At 48.1% G+C, this 23,098-nt stretch carries 16 protein-coding genes; 4 read left to right on the forward strand and 12 right to left on the reverse strand.

Features of this window, described 5'->3' with window-relative positions:
* Positions 1 to 217: hypothetical protein (locus ACR6Z4_RS23965; protein WP_479719857.1), on the reverse strand; the 217-nt coding region annotated here is incomplete at its 3' end.
* Between the two features lie 299 nt (positions 218 to 516).
* Positions 517 to 2,766 (reverse strand): tetratricopeptide repeat protein, encoded by a 2,250-nt coding sequence (locus tag ACR6Z4_RS23970; RefSeq protein ID WP_479719858.1) that lies wholly within the window; start codon positions 2,764 to 2,766, stop codon positions 517 to 519.
* A gap of 242 nt (positions 2,767 to 3,008) precedes the next feature.
* On the opposite strand from ACR6Z4_RS23970, the gene uvrA reads away from it, so the two are divergent.
* On the forward strand, positions 3,009 to 6,119 hold the full coding sequence (gene uvrA / locus ACR6Z4_RS23975; RefSeq protein ID WP_479719859.1) for an excinuclease ABC subunit UvrA: 3,111 nt from the start codon (positions 3,009 to 3,011) through the stop codon (positions 6,117 to 6,119).
* A 97-nt stretch (positions 6,120 to 6,216) separates the two neighbouring features.
* Here uvrA and ACR6Z4_RS23980 read toward each other — a convergent pair whose 3' ends face one another.
* From ACR6Z4_RS23980 to ACR6Z4_RS23990, 3 genes are all read right to left on the reverse strand, one after another.
* The gene (locus ACR6Z4_RS23980; RefSeq protein ID WP_479719860.1) at positions 6,217 to 7,260 is read right to left on the reverse strand and encodes an EAL domain-containing protein; all 1,044 of its coding nucleotides are present in this window, start codon (positions 7,258 to 7,260) and stop codon (positions 6,217 to 6,219) included.
* Positions 7,261 to 7,473: 213 nt separating this feature from the next.
* A complete protein-coding gene (locus ACR6Z4_RS23985; protein WP_479719861.1) occupies positions 7,474 to 7,788 on the reverse strand; it encodes a hypothetical protein in 315 nt (104 codons plus the stop codon).
* 24 nt (positions 7,789 to 7,812) lie between these two features.
* A complete protein-coding gene (locus tag ACR6Z4_RS23990) occupies positions 7,813 to 8,106 on the reverse strand; it encodes a hypothetical protein (RefSeq protein ID WP_479719862.1) in 294 nt (97 codons plus the stop codon).
* Between the two features lie 350 nt (positions 8,107 to 8,456).
* On the opposite strand from ACR6Z4_RS23990, the gene ACR6Z4_RS23995 reads away from it, so the two are divergent.
* Complete coding sequence (locus ACR6Z4_RS23995; protein WP_479719863.1) at positions 8,457 to 10,589, forward strand: sensor histidine kinase; 2,133 nt, start codon at positions 8,457 to 8,459, stop codon at positions 10,587 to 10,589.
* 286 nt (positions 10,590 to 10,875) lie between these two features.
* Here the strand turns inward: ACR6Z4_RS23995 and ACR6Z4_RS24000 are convergent, their stop codons facing one another.
* Together ACR6Z4_RS24000 and ACR6Z4_RS24005 are read right to left on the reverse strand one after the other, a co-directional pair.
* Entirely contained in the window at positions 10,876 to 11,262 is a 387-nt protein-coding gene (locus ACR6Z4_RS24000) for a response regulator (protein ID WP_479719864.1), read from the reverse strand.
* 188 nt (positions 11,263 to 11,450) lie between these two features.
* Positions 11,451 to 13,382: a response regulator gene (locus ACR6Z4_RS24005; protein ID WP_479719865.1), complete on the reverse strand. Its 1,932-nt coding sequence runs from the start codon at positions 13,380 to 13,382 to the stop codon at positions 11,451 to 11,453.
* Between the two features lie 852 nt (positions 13,383 to 14,234).
* Here ACR6Z4_RS24005 and ACR6Z4_RS24010 point away from each other — a divergent pair.
* Both ACR6Z4_RS24010 and ACR6Z4_RS24015 read left to right on the forward strand, forming a co-directional pair.
* Entirely contained in the window at positions 14,235 to 18,545 is a 4,311-nt protein-coding gene (locus tag ACR6Z4_RS24010; protein ID WP_479719866.1) for a PAS domain-containing protein, read from the forward strand.
* Positions 18,546 to 18,841: 296 nt separating this feature from the next.
* Complete coding sequence (locus ACR6Z4_RS24015) at positions 18,842 to 19,957, forward strand: ATP-binding protein (RefSeq protein ID WP_479719867.1); 1,116 nt, start codon at positions 18,842 to 18,844, stop codon at positions 19,955 to 19,957.
* Positions 19,958 to 20,271: 314 nt separating this feature from the next.
* Here the strand turns inward: ACR6Z4_RS24015 and ACR6Z4_RS24020 are convergent, their stop codons facing one another.
* The 5 genes from ACR6Z4_RS24020 to ACR6Z4_RS24040 all read right to left on the reverse strand — a co-directional run bounded on the left by ACR6Z4_RS24020 (position 20,272) and on the right by ACR6Z4_RS24040 (position 23,059).
* Positions 20,272 to 20,880 carry an anthranilate synthase component II gene (locus tag ACR6Z4_RS24020; protein ID WP_479719868.1) on the reverse strand — a complete coding sequence of 203 codons (609 nt, stop codon included), beginning with the start codon at positions 20,878 to 20,880 and terminating at the stop codon, positions 20,272 to 20,274.
* 35 nt (positions 20,881 to 20,915) lie between these two features.
* Positions 20,916 to 21,401, reverse strand: a complete 486-nt coding sequence (locus ACR6Z4_RS24025; protein ID WP_479719869.1) for a diacylglycerol kinase family protein — start codon at positions 21,399 to 21,401, stop codon at positions 20,916 to 20,918.
* 174 nt (positions 21,402 to 21,575) lie between these two features.
* Entirely contained in the window at positions 21,576 to 22,154 is a 579-nt protein-coding gene (gene ybeY, locus ACR6Z4_RS24030) for an rRNA maturation RNase YbeY (protein WP_479719870.1), read from the reverse strand.
* 9 nt (positions 22,155 to 22,163) lie between these two features.
* Positions 22,164 to 22,418: a DUF3285 domain-containing protein gene (locus tag ACR6Z4_RS24035; protein ID WP_479719871.1), complete on the reverse strand. Its 255-nt coding sequence runs from the start codon at positions 22,416 to 22,418 to the stop codon at positions 22,164 to 22,166.
* Positions 22,419 to 22,420: 2 nt separating this feature from the next.
* A complete protein-coding gene (locus ACR6Z4_RS24040) occupies positions 22,421 to 23,059 on the reverse strand; it encodes a DedA family protein (protein ID WP_479719872.1) in 639 nt (212 codons plus the stop codon).
* Positions 23,060 to 23,098 lie beyond the last annotated feature (39 nt).

A 23,098-nucleotide genomic window follows, 5' to 3' on the forward strand; every position in this document is an offset into this window, starting at 1 on the left:
TGGAGGGGTGAAGGGGTAGAGAGGTAGGCATTGCTTGCCAGCGGGATGAATTTGAAGGTGAAACCTTTGGTTGCACGTTCAAATTCATCCCCAACATCGGCACCGCCGAGAGGTAAAGGGGTGGAGAGGTGAAGGGTGATTGAGTTAGGGCGATCGCATTTCGTTGCCTACGGGGAATGCGGGTAAGGTATTCGCACTGACACACCGTTCTAACCATCCCTGGCGATATCTATTGCAGTTTTACCTATTGATCCACGTTATTAACCTTGGTTACTGCTCATGCCAAACGGCTAACAAGCAAACTTTATGCCAACCCATGACGTGAAATAGCCAACCATTGGCGTATCTCGTTTCAGATTCCCGGCGTTTCAAGATTTCTGGCATTTTCATAAATGCCGGGAATCTCAACCCCATCTATGGGCTTATTGGGACAAAGTGTTTTCACCCAAAATTTTAGTTTGAAATCGTCGCGATAAAAGTAACCGCTTCGTCTCTACCGGAGAGGGTATGGAAGATCTATCCAGCGCCATTGATCAATGCCTGAAACCGCGGATCGTCTCGAATCGGCTCAAAATTAGCATCTCTTTTTGCCCACTCTCGACACTTCGGATCAAGATCGATCGCCTGTTGCAATGACTCAAGGGCAGGTTTCGCCGCTCCTTGCAACCCATAACAACAGGCTTTGTTATACCAAGCGTCGGGGTAATCTGCTTTGAGCTTTATTGCCTGGTCATAACTGTCGATTGCTTCTTGCTGTTGCCCTAAGGCAGATAGAGCAAGCCCCCGATTATACCAGGCTTCGTGTAAGTCTGCTTTGAGCGCGATCGCTTGATCATAGCTATCAATCGCTTCTTGCTGTTTTCCTAATGCCTCTAGGGCAAGCCCCCGGTTGTTCCAGACTTCGTAGTAGTCCGCTTTGATCTTAAGCGCTTGATCATAACTGGCGATCGCCTCTCGATATTGCCCTAAGGATGACAGGGCATTCCCTTGGTTGTATAAGACTCCATGTAAGTCAGCTCTGATCTTGATCGCCTGACCATAGCTCGCAATTGCCTCTTGATATTGCCCTAACGTGCCCAGTGCAAGCCCCCGGTTGTTCCAGGCTTCGTGATACTCCGCGTTGATCTTGATCGCTTGATCATAGCTATCAATTGCTTCTTGCTGTTGCCCCAAGGCAGACAGGGCATTCCCCCGGTTGTACCAGGCTTTGTGTAAGTCTGCTTTGAGCGCGATCGCTTGATCATAACTGGCGATTGCGTCTTGCTGTCGCCCTACAGCAGAAAGAGCAACCCCCCGGTTGTACCATGCGTCATATTTGTCCACTTTAATCTTGATCGCTTGATCATAACTGGCGATCGCGTCTTGTTTAGAGCCAAAATTGTATGCGGTATTTCCCAGGTAAAACACTGAATCGAGGAGTTGATTGGGGTATTGTTGCGAGAGTTTTAGGATTAACTCGACTAATTGAGCTAAATAGGATTCGATGGGAAGACTGGGTGTCGATTTTGCTTCAATCTGTCCATCGCTGGGGCTGAGGATGCTTTCGACCTCGATCAGATAACGCAGAGCTGCCCGAATTTGTTGCCTGTGGCGCAACTTTTGCCACCAATGCCTCCGATGATGTGCAATCATTTCTGCGGTTGGTAACACTGTAAATGCGTACAGATCAACCCCTACCGTTCGCAGGAGTTCTACCGCATCGTAAATGTAGGTTGCACCTTGATAGCGTTTTTGCGCCAAGACAAATCGGTTACGCCAACTGCCCTGCAAGGTTGGCTCGTAGGTTTGTAGCATCAGAACACGGTGTTCAAACTGGGCATTGCGCAAATTCACAACTACATTACGAAACGTGTCATCGTTGTATCGGGCAATTTGGGTGTACTCTCGGGCATCTGCCTGAATTTGGGTGTTGGGGATGGTGTCTGATAATAATTGGGCAAAGGCTGTTTTTTGGGGCTTAGGCAACTCATAGTACCCAAACCGTTCGCTGAGTTTGGGATAGCGATCGAGTGCTAGTTTTTCCCATTCACTCGGTTCTGACGGATCTGAGGTTTCCTTTTCATTACGTGCTGTTGCAATCACCCGAACCTGTTCTCGACGGCAGGCAAGTTCGTAGTCTTGTATGAGGTCTAACAATCGTTCTGGCAATGATGGTAGAGCTAATTGGTCAGTCTCTTGCGTCCCTTTTTGCCGCAAGCGTTGATCGCGATAAAAGAGACGATTCAGATCATCGAAGAAAAAGAGTAATTGGCGATCGGTGCCAATCTGGGCAAAATCGGGACTATGGGTTTTATCAAGCCATTCTCCGGCTTTCAGCTTTAGAATCGTCCAACCTTGTGCATTTAGCCTTTGAGCAAGTTCTGCGGATTCCCGTGTTTTGCCTAATCCCGTTTGTCCCAAAACCAAAACCCAACCTGTTTGATTGAGGATTTGTTGTAGTTCCTGGGTTATGTTCCGTCCCGTCTGCCGAATTTGATAGGGAATGTTGAAATCTGCCAGCGCATCATCAGCAATATCTTTGGGGCTACCCAGAAGTTGCCGTAATACCTGATGCGCGTCGGCATAAGGCGGAATAATGTCAAATGGTAAGGTATCTGCTGGTGGTATGAGTGGCTTGTGTCGTCGCAACCATCGCCAAAGTTTCGAGATTAGCCACCCCAATAAAGTAAGTAAACCTGTGGTAATACCAAGGGTTAAGTCTTCATGCGCCAGTGCAAATTGCCACAGATTTTCGCAAAGCCGCCAAAGTTGATGAACGATTTCCACTCGCTGTTACCAAACAATGCGATCGCACTCCTCCACGATTTTAGTCCGCAAAAATTCAAACCGTTATTCATAGTCAACTGCTAACCACCATTGCGATCGCTAGAACCTATGTACTAAATTAAGCGATCGCGCTAGGATAGGCATCGAGCGATCAAGTTCCGTGCCTGTGGTTCGGCAAGTATCGTGAGGTTAACGATACAATTGTTAAAATCTGTTGCTATTCAGCCCAACTGCCTGCCCCTATGCCCAAACGGACGACTGACAAGAGTTCTAAGGTCTCAGTATTGAGTTCTGAGTTAGACACGGCTAACTCAACCCCCGAACCTGCCAATGGGAAAGGCAAAACCAAGCCCTCAACGATTCATCGCCTGTCCTCGACGATCGACCCAGATAACTGCATCCGCATTCGCGGCGCACGGCAGCATAACCTCAAGAATATTGATCTGGAGTTACCGCGCGATCGCCTCATCGTCCTCACGGGCGTATCGGGTTCGGGTAAGTCGTCGCTGGCATTTGACACGATTTTTGCAGAAGGACAACGGCGCTATGTCGAATCGCTGAGTGCCTATGCCCGTCAGTTTTTAGGACAGGTGGATAAGCCCGATGTTGATGCTATCGAGGGCTTGAGTCCTGCGATCTCGATCGACCAGAAATCCACCTCCCACAACCCCCGCTCTACCGTCGGTACGGTCACGGAAATCTACGACTATCTGCGGTTGCTGTTTGGTCGGGCTGGCGAACCCCATTGCCCCCATTGCGATCGCTCGATTGTGCCGCAAACGATTGATGAAATGTGCGATCGCATTTTGGACTTGCCCGATCGCACCCGCTTTCAAATTTTGGCTCCGGTGGTGCGAGGCAAAAAGGGAACGCATAAAAAATTGCTGTCTAGCCTTGCTGCCGAAGGGTTTGTCCGGGTGCGGGTGAATGGCGAAGTGCGCGAACTGTCGGACAATATCGAACTACCCAAAAACCACAGCCACAATATTGAAATTGTTGTCGATCGCCTGGTGAAAAAAGACGGCATCCAGGAACGGCTGGTTGATTCGCTTTCAACCTGTCTGAAGCGATCGGAAGGCATCGCCATGATCGAAGTTTTACCCGATGAACGGGGAACCGTCGTCGCGTTGCCGATCACCAACCCCGATTTGCAATTGGCAGTCTTACCTAAAATGGCAGCCGAACCCGCCGGACGTTACGGTCAGCCGCCCGAGGAAGACGAATCTCCGAAATCGATCGAAATCGTCTTTTCTGAAAATTTTGCCTGCCCCGAACATGGTGCAGTCATGGAAGAATTGTCGCCCCGACTATTTTCCTTTAACTCGCCCTATGGTGCCTGTCCCCACTGCCATGGCTTAGGTAGCCTGCGCACATTTTCGGCAGACTTAGTTGTTCCCGATCCAACGCTGCCGGTGTATGCGGCGATCGCGCCCTGGTCTGACAAAGATAACACCTACTATTTCTCGTTGCTGTACGGGGTCGGTCAAGCCTTTGGCTTCGAAATCCAAACCCCCTGGAACAAACTCACCCCCGATCAACAGCACGTAATCTTGTATGGATCGGACGAAAAAATTTACGTCGAAACCGACTCTCGCTACCGCGATACCAAAGGCTATCATCGGCGCTATGAAGGTGCCATGACGATTCTCGATCGACAATATCGAGAATCGACCTCGGAAGTTTATAAGCAGAAACTCGAACAATATTTGATCGATCAACCCTGCGAAGTCTGCGGTGGCGATCGCCTCAAACCAGAATCTCTGGCAGTGCGTCTGGGACAATATCGTCTCAAAGACCTGACCAGCACATCCATTCGAGAATCGCTCCAACGGATCGAAGACTTGAAACTCAGCTCTCGACAAGCCCAGATTGGCGACCTGGCACTCAAAGAAATCCGCGCTCGTCTGCAATTTTTGCTAGATGTCGGACTCGACTACCTCACCCTCGATCGCACGGCGATGACCCTGTCGGGTGGTGAAGCTCAGCGCATCCGCTTGGCAACCCAGATCGGCTCTGGGCTGACCGGAGTGCTCTATGTTTTGGATGAACCCAGCATCGGGCTACACCAACGAGATAACGATCGCCTGCTCTCTACCCTGAATCGGCTAAGGGATCTGGGCAATACCCTGATCGTGGTCGAACATGACGAAGACACGATTCGAGCGGCTGATTATGTTGTGGATATTGGGCCGGGGGCTGGCGTTCATGGCGGTCGCATTGTGGCTCAGGGCGATCTCGATGCCATTCTCAAGGCTGCCGATTCTCTCACCGGCGCTTACCTGTCTGGGCGACGGGTAATTCACACCCCCATGGAACGACGCCCCGGTAACGGTTGTTTCCTGCGCATCCGGGATGCCTATCGCAATAACCTGAAGCAAATCAATGTCGATATCCCGTTGGGTAAACTGGTGTGTGTTACTGGCGTGTCCGGTTCGGGCAAATCGACGCTGATTAATGAATTGCTCTATCCTGCGTTGCAACATCACTTTGGGCATAAAATCCCCCATCCCAAAGAAATGGAGCAAATCAAGGGTTTGAATGCTCTGGATAAGGCGATCGTGATTGACCAATCGCCCATCGGACGCACGCCCCGTTCCAACCCCGCCACCTACACCGGGGTATTTGATGTCATCCGCGATCTATTTTCCGAAACCCTGGAAGCCAAAGCGAGAGGCTACAAACCCGGTCAGTTTTCCTTTAACGTCAAAGGCGGACGTTGCGAAGCGTGCGGGGGCCAAGGGGTGAATGTCATCGAGATGAATTTTTTACCCGATGTCTATGTGCAGTGCGAAGTCTGCAAAGGCGCACGCTATAACCGAGAAACACTTCAGGTGAAATACAAAGGCAAGTCTATTTCCGAAGTGCTGGATATGACAGCGGAAGAAGCCTCAGAATTTTTTGAGAATATCCCTAAAGCCAAAGCTCGCTTACAAACTATGGTGGATGTGGGACTGGGATATATCCGTCTGGGGCAAACTGCGCCCACCCTATCGGGAGGTGAAGCTCAGCGCTTAAAACTGGCAACCGAACTCTCTCGTCGTGCCACAGGTAAGACTCTGTATCTTATTGATGAACCGACCACCGGCTTATCTTTTTACGATGTCCATAAGTTGCTCGATGTGCTACAACGTTTGGCAGATATGGGCAACACCGTTTTGGTGATCGAACATAATCTGGATGTGATTCGCTGTTCAGATTGGGTAATCGATCTGGGACCCGAAGGCGGCGATCGCGGTGGCGAAATTATTGCCCAGGGTACCCCCGAAACTGTTGCAAACGTAGAACAGTCTTACACCGGACAGTACTTGAAAAAGGTGCTGGCACTACATCCACCTCAGGCGGCTGAAGTCTAAATAGTGTTGTGTGAGAGCCGCGCTTCGCGCGGCTCTCACACAACACTATTACTCCATCTAGATGCGAAGCCCTATGAGACTACCGAGACGTGAACGACTATAGAGAATTTTTCAGAAGCACGGTGGCAGCTTGACTATCGACGGGTTTAGAAAAGAAGTATCCTTGAATGCGTTTGCAGCCCAACTGTTTTAGAAACGTCACTTCTTCCAGGGTCTCTACCCCTTCCGCAATTACATCTAAGCCCAGACGAGATGCCAGTAGAATGATGGCTCCTGTAATATCCCACTGCTGATGGTAGATAAAAGAGCGATCGATCTTTAGCGCATTAATGGGAAAATCTTGCAGCCGACCCAGTGAAGAATAGCCCGTACCAAAGTCATCAATATAAATTTGTACGCCCATGGCTTTGAGGTCTGAGATAATGGCGATCGCCACGTCTCGATTAAATATTAAAGCGCTTTCTGTAATTTCTAACTTAAGACAATGGGGAGCCAGATTCGTTTTTTCTAAAATCTCTCTGACTTGATAAACCAGGCGGGGTTGTAATAATTGAATCGGCGAAAGATTAACACTAATCGAAAGGGCTTGCTTGGTCGGATAGTCTGCCTGCCAAATCTTCAATTGTTCACACGCCTGATTCATTAAATTCATCCCGAGTTGATGAATTAACCCATTCTTTTCGACCATGGGGATAAAAATATCAGGAGAAACAATGCCTCGGGTTGGATGATGCCAGCGAGCTAAGGCTTCAAAACAATTGATCTTCCCAGTTTCTGTAGACACGATCGGCTGATAAAACAACCGAAACTCTTGTCGTTCGAGAGCAGAATGCAGATCATTTTCTAATTGAAACTCTTCGATATCACGAGCTGACAAAATCGTCATATCCAGCATGGTGTCCTGGTCAATTGCATTCGCTAAACGAATTAGCCGATTCGTATTATTGACTGCAATCTCCAGTAGTCGTTGCCCTTCCTCCGACAATGATGTGAGTTGACCACTACGCAACAACCCCAGCACACCGCGAATCGACGTCAAGGGAGTTCGCAATTCATGACTGATTAATGTATTCAAATCTTTGAAGGCATGATCAACACCAAAATCAGCCAAATCATTATGTCCAGATGTCACCTGATTCATAGTTTCTCCTCAGATCAACTCGCTAGTACTCAGCCTTGCTTAATGGAGCAGATATTTTAGAAATCAAGATTTATAGCCATTGAGTAGATGCTTAGGACAGTGGGGGTGTGGGGGCTGCGCCCCCAGCCAGGGGTTCCACCCCTGCACCTCGTTCAACCAGCCTCTCGGCTGCTATAGTTTGAACTATAAAATATCTTCAGAATCAGTAACTCTCTAACACCCTGATTCCCGTTTAAAACCCAACAGCCAAAAGATTTGTTGTTCTAATTCAGTTAACTTATCGCAATACTCTTTTCGGACGGAAACTTGAGATTTAATTGCCTGATGAACATGGGTCAAATTCTCCAATTTTTGCATGACCGTGTTGAGTTCTTCGGCTTCTAAATATAGACTATGCAGCACTTCATCCAGGTCAGATAAAGAGTCAGCATACAACCCAGCTCCAGGTGCAACAACACTTTTTAAATCTTGAGAAAATTGATTTAACAATTTACGAATGTAGTAGCGAGTCATGGGAGAGAGTTTCATCTCAAATCCTTGCAATCTACTTATTTAGAACTGAAGCGATCGCAGATTCACCCAAATTGAGTAGCCATATTCAGTAACCGTTATACAGACTTTTGCGTGTTTCTCTGCCCATTCGCACCCAAGTTCATAGGCCTGAGACCGTTGTCCTACAGCATAAGAACGAATGTGAGCGTAGAGATGGTTGCCATATCGCATCCCTTTTTGCACACCCTGGTTCCAATAATTGAACGAATGCACCAAGCGTTCATCAATTACTAATGGCAACATCCCTTCCGGTGAATGTTGAGATGAGGAAGATTCAGGAAATTCCAACTGCATCACATACTTTCAAAGAAGTGGAACCCGTGATTCTGCACCATATCGATGACCGAATCACTACATTGAATCTTAAAGATTAAATGTGGCATTCATGTGGAAAGACAAGCATGCGTATGCGATCGCCACATTTTAGTGCGTTGTCACAAAGTTGCCACATTCTTTGTCTACGTTTGAAAATCAGTACCGTCATCTTGGTATGAGCAGGAGTGTCATACCAGAATTTAGACATCTCAAGTTTGGTAGTCCTAAAAATGTAATGAATTTTGGTGGCACGGGCGTCGCCCGTGCCACCAAAATTCATTACATGAGTACTACTACCTCAAGTTTTAAGACCATCTCTATGAAACGTCATGAAACGCTTATTTCGTCAGACGGGTTTATCCGATCAATTGCTTACAGGCTTCAGCATCTCCTTGCTGCTGATGGGCTGTATGACGTTAGGCGTTAACTACTTTTTGGTCAAAGAAAATTTAGTTGAGGAGGAACAGGAACATCTTGACTCGATAGTGCGATCGCTACAACTCTCGTCTCAAGAACTCTTAGAAACCTCTGACCTGACCGCACTGCAACGCATTACCGAAAAATACATTACCCCTAATGAAATCGTCGAAGTCCTGATCATTGATCCCAGTGGTCGTGCTTTGGCGTATGCCTCCGCAGACGCCGATCAGACGTCTTACACCAACAACTATCCTGAGTTGCAAGCTGCCATTCAAGAAAGCTTGCGCCACGATGGTGAAATCCAAACGCATATGATGTTGCATGGCAAAGAAACGATCGTGCAACTATCCTCCCTCTACAATGAAGCGTTTGATCCCGGCAAACATGGCTTAGTCGTAGTTGCTCAGGAAACAGAGCACGTGCAAGCCATCACCTGGCGCATCGTCGCCACGTCTAGCGTCACTATGTTAGTCGGCACATTGGGGATGCTGGGATTGATGTGGTGGCTAATTCGGCGCAATATTTTACAGCCCTTAAAACAGCTCAATCAATCCGTCAGAGATAGCCTCAGCTTCAACCAATTTGCGTTGCCATCGGCGTTACCCAACAATGAAATTCGATTTTTAGCCCACACTTTTAATGACATCTTTATGCAGCGGCGACAGGCAGAACAAGCTTTGCAAGCAAGTGTTGCCCAAATCCAAGCAATTCTGGATAATTCACCAACGGTGATGTATGTCAAAGATCGTCAAGGACGTTTTTTGCTGATCAATCATCAGTTTGAAGTGCTGTTTGATATTACTCAGGCAGACATTCAAGGCAAATCTAACTACGATATTTTTCCTCAGGCGATCGCCGATGTATTTTGGGAAAGTGACCAGGCTGTTCTTTTGACTGGAAAGCCTATCAGCCAAGAGGAAAGCATCCTGCTGAAAGACGGCTTGCATACTTATATTTCCGTTAAATTTCCTTTAGTTGATGCGGACGGACATCCTCAGGCTGTTTGTGGGATTTCGACCGATATTAGCGAACGCAAGCAGTTTGAACACGCACTACAACAGTCGGAACAGCAACTCAAACAACAAACTCAGCAGCTCGAAGAAATGCTGCAACAATTGCAGAAAACCCAGTCGCAACTGGTGCAAAGCGAAAAGATGTCAAGCCTGGGTCAACTGGTGGCAGGGGTTGCGCATGAAATCAACAATCCAATCAATTTCATCTATGGCAATGTGACCTATGCCAACGATTATATTAATGATTTGTTGCGCATCCTGATGCTTTATCAGACACACTATTCCACCCCAAAACCTGAAATCCAATCCGCCATTGAGACCATTGATTTAGAATTTCTGTCAATCGATTTGCCCCGGCTGTTATCGTCCATCAAAGTGGGTTCAGAGCGCATCCGCGATATTGTGCAATCGCTCCGCTCTTTTTCACGGTTAGATGAAGCAGAGTTAAAAACTGCCAATGTCCATGAAGGGTTGGATAGCACTTTGATGATTTTGCAACATCGTCTCAAAGCCACCCTGCATCGTCCTGAAATTCAAGTGATCAAAGCGTATGGAGAGCTACCCGATATCCACTGCTATCCTGGGCAACTCAATCAAGTCTTTATGAATTTGCTCTCCAATGCGATCGATGCCCTGGAAGAACAGTATGAAAACCGTTCCCCTGTCTCTCATCCTCTGGTCTACGAGATTCGGATTCAGACCCAATTAGTGAATTCAGAGTGCGTTGCCATTCGCATCGCCGATACGGGTGCCGGGATCCAGGATCAGGTGCAGACCAAGTTATTTGATCCTTTCTTTACAACTAAGCCCATTGGTAAAGGAACAGGGCTGGGTTTATCAATTAGCTATCAAATTGTGGTGGAAAATCACAACGGGGAACTGAAGTGCCAATCAATTCCGGGTGAAGGGTCGGAATTTGTGGTTGAACTCCCGATTTACCGAAACGGTCGAAATCCAGAGCCGAATAATGTAATTTTTTTCCCAACGCCGTTTCAAGCGATGACCTCTAACGAAACACGGTCTCGTTAAGGAGCACAGATTTATATCACTGTGCAGGTTGATTTAGTACGGCATTGTGGGGCGCGGAGCGCCCCACAATGCCGTTTCTGTACTTAACGAACTTGCACATCCATTCAGCACGTCTTCATCTAGAAACGGTGTGAGAGCCGCGCAGAGTGCGGCTCTCACGCCACAATGTATATGTCATGCCGTTGAGCATTGCTATAGGAACTTGTGTAATTCCAATAGATAGAGAGGGCGATGGCTCAGCCGTCGCCCTCTCCAATGGAATCAGGTTTTATGACATCCACGATTCTTAAGCGACTGCATTTTTCCCTAATACTTCTTCAATTTGATCCCCAAAGATACCCGGATCAAAAGGCTTGACCAATACGGCTTTGGCACCTAGTTGGGCATATTGTTGTCGGGTTGCTGCTCTCACGGTGGCGGTTAACAAAATCACAGGGATATGCTGAGTTTTGGGGTTAGTGCTGAGGTTTTTGAGGGTGGTGAGACCATCAACTTCTGGCATGATGACATCCAGCAAAATGACATCGGGTTGTTGGCTAATAGCGATCGCCATACCTTCTGTACCCGATGAAGCCGTTAATACGTTCCAACTTTTAGTGATTTGCAAACTGATTTTGGCAATTTCGCGAATATCCGCCTCATCATCAATTATGAGAACACTTTTAATACCCATCTCAAATTTCCTCTAGGACTCCGATAAATAAATAGACAGGGGAGATACTGATGCAACCTACCCTACTCCGATGCTGTACAGCAAATGCGGAAATGCGAATGGTAAACCAAGTATGGCAAACCAAGTTGTTGATAACCAACACTCATACGGTCAGGGAAGCAGGATGAGTTCCCTCGGCATCAGTGCCTTCAATGGGGTTGTGTAACCTTTTCAGTGGTTACTAGATGCCGCAAAAGGTAATGACGTTCTAATCGATTGAAAATACGGGTCACCAGTTCGGGTTCGGTAAACGGCTTAGCAATATAATCATCGGCTCCAGCACGATAAATCTTGTAGATACTTTCGGCATCTCGGCGACTGGAGAGGAACAAAATCGGCAAGCTTTCCCACTGTGGATCATTGCGAACCACCTGGCATAGCTCAATGCCATTGATATGAGGCATTTCGATGTCCAAGATTAACAAGTCGGGTCGAATGTTGTTTAAGGTTTCCCAAAAATGGCGCGGATCATGGAGCGTTTTCAGCTCAATGCCCCAGGGTTGCAAAAAACGCTGCAAGATCTCTGCCACTAATGGATCGTCATCTACGGCCAGTACGGTAACCACCGTCGGCTGACGCGTCCGAATCTTACTTTGAACAATGTCTAAAACATTACCCACAGGACAAGATTTAGAGATAAAACCATGTCCGTAGCGGCGAGCAACTTCCAGGCGATCGCTAAACGTATCATTGGCAGTAAATACCAAAATCGGTAAACGAGGAAATCGCGTGGATACATCTTGCAACAAGTCCAGCCCTTTATAGGGGGTGTTGGGAAAGGTCAGATCCATCAACACGACATCGGGCAATTCTTCCTCAATCAGGGCGATCGCGCGAGCTGGATTCGCTGAAATGACGGTTCGCATCTGCCGCTTCGTGGCTTCCACATTCAGTTGCTGTGCCAGGTGGGCATCAGTTTCTACGATCAACACCAGCGGAATATCACGCGCCGGGGGCTGAGTGTCTTCGGCATTGAACAGCGACAACCAATCTTCATCGGTAGAATAAGGTGGTTTTGCCAGTTCTCGACGCAGGCGTGCCACCATCAGTTCTAAATCGGCAAAGTCGCCAGGGGTGGGATTGCCATGAAACCAATCTTCAATTTTGCGAGCAATTTGAGATCCGTCGGCAAATCCAAACATCCCCAGAGATCCGGCTAGCTTGTGAGCCGCATGTTCGGCTTGCTGATGCAGATCGGTTGACAGGGTAGTGGTGCGCAATGCCGCGATCGCCTGTTCTATAACTGAGACCCGTTCTAAAATCGGTGTTTTTAGCCGATCCCATGCGGCGACTGCCGCCGTTCTTGCTTGATCGGCAGCACTAGGCTGAGGGATAGCCGTCTTCAGGCGATAGCCCATGCCATAAATATTTTCAATCATGTCTTCAATCCCAACGGCTTTCAGTTTTTGGCGTAACCGCTTAATGTGCGATCGCACCGTTTCTTCACTGGGAATATCTTCAAAACTCCAAAGGTGTTCTAGGATAAGGCTGCTATTAAAAATGCGTTGTGGATTGCGCAGAAATAGCTCTAGCAAACCATATTCTTTAGGGGATAGCGTGAGGGGCTTACCGTTGTAGGTGACCTCGCACAGACTCGGATCAAAGCGCAAATTTCCCCACGTTAAGATAGGAGAGGCAGATGGATTTTTACGCCGCAACAAAGCCCGAATTCGAGCGCCCAGTTCTTCAGGGGTGCAAGGTTTGACGACATAGTCATCAGCACCCGCATCTAGTCCAACTACCTTGTCAGAACTGGTGCCTTTTGCTGTTAAAAGCAAAATAGGTTTGTCATACCCCGATTGCCGCAACCGATGGCATAAGCGAATGCCATCAAATTTGGGCAAGTTTACATCCAGCACAATTAAGTCGTAGGTTGCTGCCTGGGCATAGTCCCAACCATCTTCGCCATCTACAGCCACATCTACGGCATAGTGTTGGGCTGTGAGAATGGGCACCAACGTTTGTGTCAGGATTTCATCATCATCAACCAGCAGAATTCGCATATTATCCCGCCAGGGCTCACACTCGATCAGCTTTATAGTGCCCAAACCAGAGCCGCGATCGCTGTCAAAACGTAACATTTTATGGGCAACCGATAAAGCCTTCTGCTATACCCAGGTATTCCACATTTCTAGTGGAAAATGGGGACAATTAATCCTGTTATGACTCTACGCAGGCTAGTTAAGACATCAGGGGGGTGGGGGCACCGCCCCCACGCAGGGGTTAAATCCCTGCACCGTCCTAACCCTAATGCGTACTGCTATATTTCAATCCTGATGGTCAGCCGATTTTCCTAAAATCGGGGTCTGAAGGCAAATTCATCCGTCCATTCAGTAACACTAGTCCACCAACTTAAAAGTTTTAGAGGGGGTGGAGGGGGTTTTACCCCCTCTTGGGGGCACAGCCCCCAAACCCCCAGGTTGCAAAATTTCGTGTTTGCAACACTAGTACACCAACTTAAAAGTTTTAGAGGGGGTGGAGGGGGTTTTACCCCCTCTTGGGGGCACAGCCCCCAAACCCCCATGGTGCAAAATTTCGTGTTTGCAACACTAGTTAAAAACTAAATCTAAACCGTTAATTTGAAAGAGGGTGAGATCAACGTTTCCTTGAAAAACTAGAGATTTTCTGCATAGAACCGTCTATTGCAACCTCAAATGGTTTGTGAGAACCGCACCCCGAAGGGGTGCGGTTCTCACAAACTACCTATCTCACAATTGATTGAGGACCGCTATAGTTTCTCAAATCGATCGAGTTGATCCGTTATTTAAAAATGACTCAATGCCCTAGTCGTGTAACCACTACGTTTTGCTCTATGTGAGATTGGGGGTTGCGTCCCCAGAAGGGGGGTTATCCCCTCCACCCCTGCAAAATTTAGAATCTAAAGCACGAGTGTGAAACAGCATTGAGATTGATTGAACAAGCTGTGATAAAACATGATGAGCGATCGCCCAACAGTTTTGCTAATTGAAGATTCGATCACGGATCAAACGATTTATCGTCGGTTTTTGCTGCGAGATAGCCAGAGCCAATATATCGTTCTAGAAGCAACGTCTGGCAAAGAGGCGATCGCTTTGTGTCAGCAAGTTTTGCCAGATCTAATTGTGCTCGACTATGACCTGCCTGATATGAATGGGTTGGAGTTTTTGGACATGCTAGAACAGCAGTTTGGCATGTCAGCAACTCCAGTGATTGTTCTCACCGGGCAGGGTGACGAACGACTGGCTGTGCAAGTGATTAAACGAGGTGTCCAGGACTATTTAGTCAAAGGCACTCTCACATCCGAAAGCTTTTGTGCGATCGCCCGCACTACCATCCAGCAATTTCGCTTGCAGCAACAGTTGAAATGGCAACAGCAACAGCAGCAACTGATTAGTGCGATCGCCCTACGAATTCGTCAATCGCTGAATCTGCAAACGATTCTCGACACCAGTGTTGAAGAAGTATGTCAAGCCATCAAAGCCGATCGGGTGGTTGTGTATCAATTTGATCCGAACACCCGAGTGCGAGTGGTTGCCGAATCGGTTCTGCCGACACTGCCATCGTGTTTGGGCAATCAGTTTGATCAACCCTGCCATCAAGAGCCGTTGTTTGCAGATCTGATCCACGGCAAATCCATCGCCATTGCAGATATTGACCGGGTAGATTTAACCCCTGCTTGTTTGTCATTGCTCAAGCCATTTCAGGTCAAAGCCGTGTTGGCAACCCCAATCTGGGTTGATCAGGATGACTTGAAACAGACTTGCCCAGTGACCGAGGCGATCGCCCACCCGTCGCACTCCGTTTGCAATCCTCATCACCTTTGGGGGTTGTTGCTGGTGCATCAATGCCAGACATCTCGCCAGTGGCAACAGGCGGAGTCAGACCTGTTAAAACTTGTGGCAGTACAAATGGCGATCGCCATTCAACAAGCGGAGTTGCACCACAGTTTGCAAACTCTGAATGCCTCGCTCGAACATCAGATCCAAGAGCGAACCACTGCCTTACAAATTTCTCAGGCAAAGCTGAGTGATATTTTGGATCATGCGATCGCCTGTATCGTTAGCTATCGTTTGTATCAACCTTTTCAGCAAATGGATCTTTCTCAGGGGTATGCAGAGGTCGATTGGCAGTATGAATATTGCTCTGCTGGTAGTGAGCATGTGTTCGGTTTTACGCCGACAGAGTTGATGTCTAATAAATTGCTCTGGTATCGCCAAATTCCTGAAGAAGATTGGCAGAATATTTTGTTGCCCCGCTATCAAGCTATTTTTGCGCAAGAACCGATTACGGTCGAATATCGGTTTCGTCATGCCAATGGCGCAGTGCATTGGATCTCGGAAAGTTCAACATCCCGTTGGGATCAAACGACGAACTCCTGGGTGGTGACGGTGGTCAGTACCAACATTAGCGATCGCAAGCAAATCGAAGCCGAACGAAACCAGGTCGAAGCAACGCGCAAACTGCGAGAAAATCAGCTTTGGCTTCAGCAATCCGCCATGATTGAGTTATCTCAATCGCACGCGATCTACTCGGGCAAATTGACAGCGGCAATGCAGCAGATTACCCAGGTTGCTGCCCATACCCTTCAGGTCGAACGGGTCAGCATTTGGTTTTATAGCCGCGATCGCCAGCAAATTGATTGTGTTGACTTGTATGAGGTTAGCTCCCATCGGCATACCCACCCCATAACCCTTGACCTGAACGACTACCCCGCGTACTTTCAGGCATTAGAACTCGACCAAATTATTGCTGCACACGATGCCCATCACGATCCGCGAACCAGAGAATTTTCGGCATCCTATCTCACCCCGCTTAATATCCAGGCGATGCTCGACATCCCCATCCGGTCGGGTGGGCAAACTGTAGGCGTCCTTTGTTTCGAACATACTGGGACAACCCGAAACTGGTTATTAGATGAGCAAAACTTTGGCACCTATCTGGCGCACCTCGTCTCATTGGCACTCGAAGCACGCGATCGCAAACAAGCCGAATTAGAAAGCCGCTATACCCAGCAGTTCCTCGACTCGATTATTGAATATCTACCCAATATGGTGTTTGTCAAAGATGCCCGAGACTTACGCTTTGTCCGCTTAAACCGGGCTGGTGAAGACCTGCTAGGCTATTCGCGGCACGAGCTATTGGGCAAAAATGACTACGATTTTTTTCCAAAAGAGGAAGCAGATTTCTTTACCGCCAAGGATCGAGAGGTGTTGCACAATTGCGAGTTAGTCGATATTCCCGAAGAACCGATTCAGACGCGCTACAACGGTATTCGGCTGTTGCACACTAAAAAAATTCCCCTGCTCGATCCAGACGGCAATCCTCAATATTTAATGGGAATCTCAGAAGACATTACCGAATACAAAAAGTCTCAAGAGGCGTTGCATCACAGCGAAGAACGATGGCAGTTGGCAATCCAGGGGAACAACGACGGTATTTGGGATTGGAATATTGTCACGGGTGAAGCATTTCGATCGCCACGGTGGTACGAAATTTTGGGCTACGAAAATGATGGCATCAGCTTTAGTAATGAGGAATGGGCTTGCCGTTTGCACCCTCAAGATGTCGAAAAAGTCATGGCGACTGATCAAGCCTATCTCAATCGCCAGATTCCGACATACGCCATTGAATATCGCATCCGTTGCAAAGATGGTTCCTATAAATGGATTCAGTCACGCGGTCAGGCGCAATGGGATGAGACAGGTCGCCCGGTGCGGATGGTTGGCTCGTTTCGGGATGTCAGTGAACTGAAGCTGGCAGAAGAAGCCTTACGGCATAGTGAGCGACGCTATGCCACCCTGACGGAAATTTCACCTGTCGGTATTTTTCGCACAGATATCGAGGGTGAGTATGTCTATGTCAACCCTACGTGGTGCCAGATGGCAGGGCTTAACCCTGCGGCTGCGGCTGGTCATGGCTGGAGAGTTGCCCTTCATCCAGACGATCGCGATCGCGTCACAACCGCCTGGAACCAGGCATCACATGCCCAACAGCCATTTGTCGCCGAGTTTCGCTTCCTCCGACCCGATCGCATGATTACCTGGGTTGTTGCCCAAGCGGTTGCCGAACTGGATATCAACGGCAATATTGTGGGGTATGTCGGCACGGTGACGAATATTAGCGATCGCAAACAGGCAGAATTAGCCCTGCAACACGCCAAAGAAGCCGCTGAAGTCGCCAACCATGCCAAGAGTGAATTTATTGCGCACATGAGTCATGAGCTGCGCACTCCTTTGAATGCCATCTTGGGCTTTGCGCAAGTGATGCAAGGTGATCCCAGCCTTTCGGACGACTACCAAGACTATGTCAACAGCATTTACGACAGTGGCGAGCATTTGCTCAAGCTGATCAATAATATTTTGGCGATCGCCCGCATGGATACCCAATCCAGCTCAGCGGACGAAAAAGAAATTGACCTACATCACGTTTTAGAAACAATCCGACAAAGCTTTACTGCCAGAATTCAAGCCAAAAAATTAAAATTAACTCTGGAATATGCGCCTAATATCCCTCGCTACATCCGTACGAACGAACGCAATCTCCGACAAATTTTAATGAATCTGCTCGACAATGCGATTCAATTCACCGACCAGGGGCATATTATCTTGAGGGTTGCGGGCTATCTTCCCCGACGTGAAGACGCCCCAAAACCGCTCACTGATAGTATTCAGCGGATCAGCTCAACCTTATATTTTGAGATTGAAGATACAGGTGCAGGCATTGCCCCCGATGAAATTGAGCAGGTGTTTAAGGCATTTATGCAAGCCAAATTGGGGCGAAAGTCGGGAAAAGGGTTAGGCTTAGGTTTAGCGATTAGTCAACAGTTAGTACGAGGTATGGATGGTGAACTTTCGGTAGAAAGTACGGTGGGCAAAGGCACCATTTTTAGATTTCATATCAAAGTAGGGACACTTTCTCAGTCTCATCTGGCTCACTTATCCAACACATCACATCTCATTAATGCTCATCTACCTGTAACCGCGATCGCTACTACGACTCCCATTCATCCTTCCCCTTCGATACGATTGAGCGAGGAGCAGATGCTCAAAACGCTCACTACCATCATGCCTGAAGCCTGGGTTTATGAGCTACATCACGCCGCAATTCGAGGTTTAGATCAAGAAATCGTACAGCTGATTGAGCAAATCCCACAGGACTGCGCATACTGTGCTGAACTATTAAAAGATTGGACAGAGCATTTCTTGTTTAACAAAATCATTGAACTAACTCAAAAAATTAGCTCAACCTGGGGGCAAGGATCGTAGATTGAATACAACTACAGGTTTATTTTCAGCAGCGCGGCGTCGCCGCGCTGCTGAAAATAAATGTCAAGTCAATGCCCAGGCGTCCGTTTAGAGGTGACTTTAAGGGAAATGCAGTCGGAACGCAACCTCATCCAGTCGTGCCTGACCTGTAAAGAGGACACCTTTTATAAAATCCAGACATTGTGTGATGACTAGTACGGTGTTACGGCGCTTTCACCACCAAAATGCCCAGGTTCCTCAGTTCATGCTCCTCCGAGATTTTGAGTCTATATTTCGTTAATGCAACAGAGAAGAAAATGACGTACTATCAAGCACTCTCATCCCGTGGCAATATCTTAATTGTGGATGATGTGACCGATAACCTGCGGGTTTTATCTGCACTGTTGTCAAAACATGGATTCGAAGTACGTAAGGCAAGAGATGGACAGCAGGCGATCGCCTCGGTGCATGTTGATCTTCCTGAGGTGATTTTATTAGATATCAGAATGCCTGAAATGGACGGCTATGAAGTTTGTCAGGTGTTAAAGTCTGATACCAAAACCTGCGAAGTTCCCGTCATTTTTATTAGTGCTCTAGACGATATTTTTGATAAAGTCAAAGCCTTCTCAATTGGGGGCGCAGATTACATTACCAAACCCTTTCAAGAAGCAGAGGTGATTGCTCGGGTCGAAAATCAACTGCGGCTGCATCGCTTGCAACGTCAGCTCTATGCCCAAAACGAAGACCTGGCTCGTTCTAACCAAGAGCTAGAACAATTTGCCTATGTTGTTTCCCACGATTTACAACAGCCTTTGCAGAGCATCACGGGCTTTGCCAAACTGATTTTGCTAAAAGATCAACCCACCCTTACCGAGAGTTCGGTCGAATATTTAACCCGCATTGTGGAAGCCGGTGGGCGGATGCAACGGTTGATTCAAGACCTATTGAGCTACGCCCAGGTGGGCAAACAGGTGCAGGCATTTGAATGGGTAGACTGTAATGATGTCTTGCAACAGGCGATCAATAATTTGCGCATGGCGATCGCAGAAAAACAAGTCCAGATCTCCTACGATCCGTTACCCAAAGTCTTGGGCAATGAAATTCAACTGATCCAGCTCTTCCAAAATCTGGTTGGCAACGCCATTAAGTTCACCCGTTCTGACACTCAACCACTGATCCAGATCTCTGCCACCTCGCAGCAAGAACACTGGCTATTTCGCATTCAAGACAACGGCATTGGCATTGAGACAGACTATCTCAAGCGAATTTTTGAGGTCTTTCAACGGGTTCACTCTGCCCAAGACTATCCCGGTTCAGGCATTGGCTTAGCGACCTGCAAGAAAATCGTAGAACATCATAAGGGCAATATCTGGGTTGAGTCTCAGCCCAACCTGGGAACCACTTTTTATTTCACCCTGACGACTGAACCCTAGTACACCAACTCAAAAGTTTTAGGGGGGTTCGGCGGCGCAGCCCCCAAACCCCCATGGTGCAAAATTTAGTGTTTGTAATACTAGATTGCGCCCCAGGGTGAGCACCCCATTGAACGACTTACGCTCACCGCTATAGCGCTGTGCAGGTTGATTCAGTACGGTGTTGTGGGGTGCGGAGCGCCCCACAACACCGTTTCTGTACGTAACGAACCTGCATACTGCTATATACGAGAACTCAGAAAATGCAATTGCGGTGCGTTACGGCGATCGCCTAACGCACCCTACGAACGAGAATATTATTCGCTGGCAAAGCCTTATCGGCTGGCGACCATACTGCGAATGGATGTCAAAAAGTTCTTCAACAGTTGCTTACCCGAAACCGTCAGCACACTTTCTGGGTGAAACTGAACACCCTGGATGTGCAGATATTGACGGTGACGAACGCCCATAATGGTTCCGTCTTCTACCCAGGCTGTAATTTCTAAGCAATCGGGGCAGGTGTCGCGGTCGATCACCAGGCTGTGATATCGAGTTGCCACGAATGGATTTTCTAATCCAGCAAATACGCCCACGCCCGTGTGATGGATGGGAGAAATTTTGCCGTGCATCAACTCCGCCGCAGAGCCAATTTCGCCGCCAAAGACTTGACCGATGGCTTGATGACCCAAACAGACACCCAGGATGGGAAATTCAGCCCCCAGCTCTTTAATCAGCGCCTGGGAAATGCCCGCGTCTTCTGGTCGTCCGGGCCCCGGAGAAATGACAATGCCATCGGGTTGAAGTTTACGGATTTGCGCCAGAGAAATCTGGTCGTTGCGATAAACCTGGATATCTGAGGCGATCGCTAATTCAGCCCCCAATTCACCCAGATATTGAACCAGGTTATAGGTAAAGCTATCGTAGTTGTCGATGACAAGAATCATGGCATTGGCAGCAAAGGACTAGGAAGACGACTGGATCACAAGTGCGACCAGTAGGCAGACAGCGTGGCGATCGCAGTTTGAGAAGCTTCTAATAGAGGTGGCAGCAATAATGAACCCGCCACAAATATAGCGGCAACAGCTGAGATTAAAACAGCGCCAGCGGCGCAATCTTTAGCAATTTTTGCCAGCTCGTGGTAGCTCTGCTTTACTGTCAGATCCACCACCGATTCAATCGCTGTGTTTAATAGTTCCATCGTTAACACAGCTCCAATCGTCAACCCAATAATGGCAATTTCGATCGATCCAAGTTTGAGTAAAAAGCTAAGGGCGATCGCCGTACTGCCGACAAACAGATGAATCCGGAAATTACGTTGCGTCTGAAAGGCATAACTAATCCCAGCCCAGGCATACCTAAAACTGGTGATCAGATTAGCAGCCACTCGCCAAGCCAGCTCTCGATTGGGAGGGTGGATCAGGGGAGCGGGACGAGCAGGAGTCTCTGTTGAGAGTTCTGGAGGCATAGGCAGATCAGTTCCGTACGAACGAATTAGCAGAAGCACCATGCGGGATCGGTAAGTTTTACTCCCGCCACTTTATTTATCTACTTCTACGCAAGTATTAAATTCAGTTGCATTTATGTTACAGCTTATTTCGGCTTTAGTGAGAATTGCTACCCTATAAGCTTTTTTTGCTGCTCATCCAGCATACTGAACATCTAAACCTACTGTCTGTAGTAATGCGGCTTGTTGGTGCAACATTTCATGCAAACTTTCATCGTCAGGATGATCCCATCCAAGCAAATGAAGTAAACCATGGGTTGCTAGCCAAGCTAACTCTTTTTCTAGAGAATGTCCATTTTCTTGCGCTTGCAACTGGGCAGTGTCTACAGAAATGACGATATCGCCCAAATAGGTTGGGTCAGACGCGTGCAGGTCTGCGACTGGCGGACAATCGACCTCTAGCGCCGCAAATGCCAGCACATCGGTCGGTTTATCCTGGTTGCGATAGTGTTGATTGAGCGTGTGGATCTCAGCATCGCTCGTCAATCGCAAACTCAGTTCATACAGAGAGACAGGAGACATCTCTGGATTGAGGTGTTCAATCCAGGTTTGAAACCAGCTTGACCAGGTTGCACTGGGGATAGGTGGGGCGATCGCTGGTGGATGCGGTTGAGTGGAATCTGAGGACTCAGGGGCGATCGCCAGATCGTCTGACTCGGCAAAAAAATAATCCTGAAGATTGACTTCAACCCGAACAGATTGCACTGGGGTCATTCTGCATCCTCACCGGGTTAGATAGGCTAAACCGACGAACAAGCCCAACAGTCCGATCGTCGTCAGGGCAAAGTGAAATAGCGATTTACCCCGCTTACGCACCATATTGCGCATTGCCAGCTTGACGTAACTGGGCTTGGGTTCTGGGGGTAAGGTTGAAGCAGGTGAGGGTTCATCGCTCGCTGTCGTTCCTGAGGCTGACTCAACGACCGTATCGACTGGAGCGGGTTCTACAGCATTCGCTGGCGAAACAGGCTGATCCATAACTATTCCTGAGACTCTACGGGTTTTGCAGGCTTAATTCTACGCTCTAGCCAAACCGAGACGGCGATCGCCCCTGCAATCATCACTAAAACTAAGGCTCCCAGCTGGCTGACCCACTGAACAATCTGATCGAGCGCTACCACCCGTCCGATAAAGTAAGCCGCTGTAACCGTCGTGCTGGCCCAGAGTGCTGCCCCTGCAATGTTGTAGAGCAAGAACTTGGGGTAAGGCATTTGGGCAATCCCTGCCAGGGGTCCGGCAAAAATTCTCAGCAATGCCACAAAACGCCCCAGGAAGACGGCTTGAGGAGCATTTTGGCTGAAGCGCTTGCGCACAGTGTGCAACTGCTCTTCGTCGATTTTAAAGATTTTTCCGAGACGCGTCAGCAATGCCCAACCGCCGTAATAACCCACCCAATAGCCAAAGCTATCGCCAATCACAGCTCCAGTGACAGCACTGCCCAAAACGCCCCAGTACGTCAATTCATCATTTCCTGCCAAAAAACCAGCCGCCAAGGTAATGGTTTCTCCGGGGATCGGGATGCCCATATTTTCAAGCATGATCCCAAACAAGACTGTGGCATATCCATACTGACGGGCAAGTTCTTGAATCGTTTCTAAAGAGATCAGCTCAAATGACATGCAACACAGCCTTCAAAAAACTTAATAAAGCTTTCTCGT

This window comes from Calyptranema fuscum S582 (genome assembly GCF_055793305.1).

Excerpts from the sequence above, each read along its gene's own strand:
- ACR6Z4_RS24000 (WP_479719864.1), bottom strand. The coding sequence starts at position 11,262 with ATGGGTATTAAAAGTGTTCTCATAATTGATGATGAGGCGGATATTCGC.
- ACR6Z4_RS23990 (WP_479719862.1), bottom strand. The coding sequence starts at position 8,106 with ATGCAGTTGGAATTTCCTGAATCTTCCTCATCTCAACATTCACCGGAA.
- ACR6Z4_RS24010 (WP_479719866.1), top strand. The coding sequence starts at position 14,235 with ATGATGAGCGATCGCCCAACAGTTTTGCTAATTGAAGATTCGATCACG.
- ACR6Z4_RS24005 (WP_479719865.1), bottom strand. The coding sequence starts at position 13,382 with ATGTTACGTTTTGACAGCGATCGCGGCTCTGGTTTGGGCACTATAAAG.
- ACR6Z4_RS24035 (WP_479719871.1), bottom strand. The coding sequence starts at position 22,418 with ATGGATCAGCCTGTTTCGCCAGCGAATGCTGTAGAACCCGCTCCAGTC.
- ACR6Z4_RS24015 (WP_479719867.1), top strand. The coding sequence starts at position 18,842 with ATGACGTACTATCAAGCACTCTCATCCCGTGGCAATATCTTAATTGTG.
- ACR6Z4_RS23980 (WP_479719860.1), bottom strand. The coding sequence starts at position 7,260 with ATGAATCAGGTGACATCTGGACATAATGATTTGGCTGATTTTGGTGTT.
- ACR6Z4_RS24040 (WP_479719872.1), bottom strand. The coding sequence starts at position 23,059 with ATGTCATTTGAGCTGATCTCTTTAGAAACGATTCAAGAACTTGCCCGT.
- ybeY (WP_479719870.1), bottom strand. The coding sequence starts at position 22,154 with ATGACCCCAGTGCAATCTGTTCGGGTTGAAGTCAATCTTCAGGATTAT.
- ACR6Z4_RS24020 (WP_479719868.1), bottom strand. The coding sequence starts at position 20,880 with ATGATTCTTGTCATCGACAACTACGATAGCTTTACCTATAACCTGGTT.
- ACR6Z4_RS23985 (WP_479719861.1), bottom strand. The coding sequence starts at position 7,788 with ATGAAACTCTCTCCCATGACTCGCTACTACATTCGTAAATTGTTAAAT.
- uvrA (WP_479719859.1), top strand. The coding sequence starts at position 3,009 with ATGCCCAAACGGACGACTGACAAGAGTTCTAAGGTCTCAGTATTGAGT.
- ACR6Z4_RS23995 (WP_479719863.1), top strand. The coding sequence starts at position 8,457 with ATGAAACGCTTATTTCGTCAGACGGGTTTATCCGATCAATTGCTTACA.
- ACR6Z4_RS24025 (WP_479719869.1), bottom strand. The coding sequence starts at position 21,401 with ATGCCTCCAGAACTCTCAACAGAGACTCCTGCTCGTCCCGCTCCCCTG.